Source organism: Kitasatospora sp. NPDC023385 (assembly GCF_055664045.1).
In genome coordinates this window covers 1-2,701 of sequence record NZ_JBVOOL010000088.1, presented here as the reverse complement: position 1 = coordinate 2,701, position 2,701 = coordinate 1, and the positions used below count along the sequence as shown (strand labels likewise).

The window sequence follows — 2,701 nt, the reverse complement described above, 5'->3', positions numbered from 1 at the left end:
AGGCCTGGGCGAGGTCGCGGGCCAGCGGGCCGGTCGACCAGCCGTCCGAGGCGATGTGGTGCATCACCACGACCAGCACGTACTCGCCGCCGCCGGTGGCGAGGAGCGTCGCCCGGATCGGGATCTCGCCAGCGAGGTCGAAGGCGTACCGCGTCGCGTCGAGCACGGCCTCGGCCAGGGCGTCCGCGGAGACCTCGCCGACCTGGAGCTCGAACCCGGTCTCCCCCGCCGCCAGCACCTGCTGGTGCGGCTCGCCGTCGGTGGCGGCGAAGACCGTGCGCAGCACCTCGTGCCGGCCGATCACATCGCGGAACGCCGCGCCCAGCGCGTCGACGTCCAGCTCGCCGCCGAGCCGCAGCACCACCGGGACGTTGTAGGTCGCACTCGGCCCTTCCAGCTGACCCAGGAACCAGAGCCGGCGCTGCGCGAAGGAGAGCGGCACCAGCTCCGGGCGCTCCCGGACCGTCAATGCCACCCGTCCATCGGCGGATTCACCCATCCGGGCCGCCAGCAGAGCCGGCGTCGACGCCTCGAACAGGGTGCGCACCGACACCTCGACGCCCAGCACGGCCCGGATGCGGCTGGTGAGCCGCACGGCCAGCAGCGAGTGGCCGCCGAGCGCGAAGAACTCGTCGTCCACGCCGACGCTCTCCAGACCAAGGACCTCGGCGAAGGCGGCGCAGAGCAACTCCTCGCGGACCCCGGCCGGGCCGCGCCCGCCGCCGGTGGTGGTCCCGTAGTCCGGCGTGGGCAGGGCCTTGCGGTCCAGCTTGCCGTTGGCCGTCAGCGGGAAGGCTTCGAGCGGCACGACGGCCGACGGCACCATGTACTCGGGCAGCTTCGCCGCCACGAACTCCCGTACCGAGCCCGGCAGATCGTCCGTCTCCCCGGCCGGAACCACGTACGCGACCAGGCGCTTGTCGCCCGGCGCGGGCTCGTGCACCAGGACGGCGGCCTGCGCCACCCCGGTGTGCCCGGCGACGGCGGCCTCAATCTCGCCGAGTTCGATCCGGAAGCCGCGGATCTTCACCTGGTCGTCGGCGCGGCCGGCGAACGCCAGCTCGCCGTCGGCCGTCCAGCGGACCCGGTCGCCGGTGCGGTACATCCGGGCTCCGTCGGAGCCGAACGGACAGGCCACGAACCGCTCGGCGGTCAGCCCGGCCCGGGCCACGTAGCCCCAGGTCAGGCCCTCGCCGGCGAGGTAGAGCTCGCCGACCACGCCGACCGGCACCGGGCGCAGCGCGTCGTCCAGCACGAACGCCCGGGTGTTGCCGAGGGGTCCGCCGATCGTCGGCTGCTCGCCGGGCACCAGGGTGGCGCTCAGCGTGGCGAAGACCGTCGTCTCGGTCGGCCCGTAGACGTTCATCAGCCGGGGTCCGCCGCCCGAGCGGCGTTCCCACCAGGGGGTCAGGATCGCCGGGTCCCAGGCCTCGCCGCCGACCAGCACGGCCCGCAGGCTCTCGCCCCGCACCCGGTCGCCCTCGGCCGTGACCAGCTGCGCGAACGCGGCCGGAGTCTGGCTGAGGATCGTGACGCCCTCGCGCTCCACCAGGGCCCAGAACTCCTCGGGGGAACGTGAGATCGCGAACGGCACCACGACCAGCCGGCCGCCGTGCAGCAGCGGGCCCCACATCTCCCACACCGAGTAGTCGAACGCGAACGAGTGGAACCAGCTCCACACGTCGTCCGAGCCGAAGCCGACCCGGCCGCGCGTCCCCGCGAAGAGATCCGCCACGTTCAGATGCGGCACCACCACGCCCTTGGGCCTGCCGGTGGAGCCGGAGGTGTAGATCAGGTACGCCGGGTGCGTGGGCAGCAGCTCGCCGACCCGCTCGTCGTCCGTCAGGGCGGCGCCGTCCAGCTCCGCCAGCCGGGCGGCGGTGGCGGGCTCGTCGAGCACCAGGACCGGCACGTCGGCCGGCTCCGGCAGGCTCGCCGCGCACCCCGTCGAGGTCAGGACGGTCACCGCGCCGGCGTCGGCCAGCGTGAAGGCGATCCGCTCCACCGGGTGCTCGGGGTCGATCGGCAGGTAGGCGCCGCCGGCCTTGACCACCGCGAGCGTGGCGACCACCAGGTCGGTGCCGCGCTCCATGCAGATCGCGACCACGGACTCCGGCCCGACGCCCTGGCCGGCCAGCAGCCGGGCGAGCCGGTTGGCGCGGGCGTCCAGCTCGGCGTAGGAGAGCTCGACGCCCTCGGCGACCACCGCCACCGCGTCCGGGGTGCGCGCCGCCTGCGCCGCGAACAGCTCCGGCAGCGTGGCCGGGGCGACCTCGACGGCCGTGTCGTTCCACTCGGCGAGCACGCGGCGGCGCTCGGCGGCGTCCATCAGGTCGACGGCGCTCAGGCGCAGCGACGGGTCGGCGACCAGGGCGGCGAGCACCCGCTGCCAGCGGGTGGCGATCCGCTCGACGGAGGAGCGCTCGAACAGGTCGGTGGCGCCGAGCAGCACACCGTTGATCCCGGCCGGGCGGCCGTCGGCGTCGAAGGTCTCGCCGAGGCTGAGGTCCAGATCGAACTTGGCCAGGGCCTCTCCGGAGGAGCGCAGTGCGCTCGCCTTGACGCCCGGCAGTTCCAGCTCGGCCCGGGCGTTGTTCTGCACGGTCAGCATGACCTGGAAGAGCGGGTGGCGCGAGAGCGAGCGCTCCGGGGCGAGCTCCTCGACGAGGCGTTCGAAGGGCACGTCCTGGTGCTCGAAGCC

1 protein-coding gene is annotated in these 2,701 nt (G+C 74.3%); it reads right to left on the bottom strand.

The window, feature by feature from the left end:
* A partial coding sequence (locus tag AC0B61_RS37115) for an amino acid adenylation domain-containing protein (RefSeq protein ID WP_471746943.1) occupies nucleotides 1-2,701 on the bottom strand: 2,701 nt, incomplete at both ends.